Origin of the sequence: Exiguobacterium sp. s6, assembly GCF_018618155.1 — a bacterium.
Classification (GTDB): Bacteria; Bacillota; Bacilli; order Exiguobacteriales; family Exiguobacteriaceae; genus Exiguobacterium; species Exiguobacterium mexicanum_A.
Window position 1 is genome coordinate 1 of the sequence record NZ_JACSLN010000011.1, and the last position, 1,190, is coordinate 1,190.

Here is a 1,190-nt window from a genome sequence, read left to right on the forward strand (position 1 = left end):
GCGGCCACACCCGTTCCCATGCCGAACACGGAAGTTAAGCGCTTCAGCGCCGAAAGTAGTTGGGGGTCTCCCCCTGTGAGGATAGGACGCTGCCAGGCTGATTGTTTTTTTGAAAAAATTATTGACTTTACTCTCGATGACATTTAAAATAGGTAAAGTCGATACAATAATTATTTAAAACGGTCCCGTGGTGTAGTGGTTAACATGTCTGCCTGTCACGCAGAAGATCGCGGGTTCGAATCCCGTCGGGACCGCCATTTTTTATTTAAACTTAATAAGTTGGCTTTGTAGCTCAGTTGGTAGAGCAAAGGACTGAAAATCCTTGTGTCGGCGGTTCGATTCCGTCCAAAGCCACCATTTACAGCGCCGGTGTAGCTCAGTTGGTAGAGCATCTGACTTGTAATCAGAGGGTCGAGGGTTCGAATCCTTTCGCCGGCACCATTTTTCTCATGGCGGTTGTGGCGAAGTGGTTAACGCACCGGATTGTGATTCCGGCATTCGAGGGTTCAATTCCCTTCAGCCGCCCCATTTTAAAAAATTAATGAGCCATTAGCTCAGTTGGTAGAGCATCTGACTTTTAATCAGAGGGTCGCAGGTTCGAGCCCTGCATGGCTCACCATTTCTCATTAATTTCTATACTTAAATATTATATGCGGGTGTGGCGGAATTGGTAGACGCGCTAGACTTAGGATCTAGTGTCTTTGACGTGGGGGTTCGAGTCCCTTCACCCGCATCTCTAATCTAACTTTATATTGCGGAAGTAGTTCAGTGGTAGAATACGACCTTGCCAAGGTCGGGGTCGCGGGTTCGAATCCCGTCTTCCGCTCCAATTATATGCGGTCGTGGCGGAATCGGTAGACGCGCTAGGTTGAGGGCCTAGTGGTGGTTAACACCGTGGAGGTTCAAGTCCTCTCGACCGCATTAATGCACCCTTAGCTCAGCTGGATAGAGCGTTAGACTACGAATCTAAAGGCCGGGAGTTCGAATCTCTCAGGGTGCACCATTTATAACGGGAAGTAGCTCAGCTTGGTAGAGCACTTGGTTTGGGACCAAGGGGTCGCAGGTTCGAATCCTGTCTTCCCGACCATTTCTTAATTCAATTTGGTCTTTGAAAACTGAACGATGAGGCAAAAATGTTTTACAATTTTTGAATGAAGCGCAAGCTTCGTCATTTTTAAAGAGCTATATCA

The 1,190-nt window shown here is 47.6% G+C and carries 10 tRNA genes and 1 rRNA gene; all 11 read left to right on the plus strand.

From position 1 onward, the window contains the following. Window positions 1-98, plus strand: a 5S ribosomal RNA gene (gene rrf, locus KNP75_RS15550); the annotation flags it as partial. Between the two features lie 83 nt (window positions 99-181). After that, window positions 182-257: transfer RNA gene (locus tag KNP75_RS15555), tRNA-Asp, on the plus strand. A 24-nt stretch (window positions 258-281) separates the two neighbouring features. Next, window positions 282-357: transfer RNA gene (locus KNP75_RS15560), tRNA-Phe, on the plus strand. A gap of 8 nt (window positions 358-365) precedes the next feature. Further along, window positions 366-441: transfer RNA gene (locus KNP75_RS15565), tRNA-Thr, on the plus strand. 11 nt (window positions 442-452) lie between these two features. Beyond that, window positions 453-528: transfer RNA gene (locus tag KNP75_RS15570), tRNA-His, on the plus strand. 15 nt (window positions 529-543) lie between these two features. Then, a tRNA-Lys gene (locus tag KNP75_RS15575) sits at window positions 544-619 on the plus strand. A gap of 33 nt (window positions 620-652) precedes the next feature. After that, a tRNA-Leu gene (locus tag KNP75_RS15580) sits at window positions 653-733 on the plus strand. Window positions 734-754: 21 nt separating this feature from the next. Further along, window positions 755-829, plus strand: a tRNA-Gly gene (locus KNP75_RS15585). Window positions 830-836: 7 nt separating this feature from the next. After that, window positions 837-921 (plus strand) — tRNA-Leu (locus KNP75_RS15590). Between the two features lie 5 nt (window positions 922-926). Further along, window positions 927-1,003, plus strand: a tRNA-Arg gene (locus KNP75_RS15595). Window positions 1,004-1,010: 7 nt separating this feature from the next. After that, a tRNA-Pro gene (locus tag KNP75_RS15600) sits at window positions 1,011-1,087 on the plus strand. The last annotated feature ends 103 nt before the right edge of the window (window positions 1,088-1,190 follow it).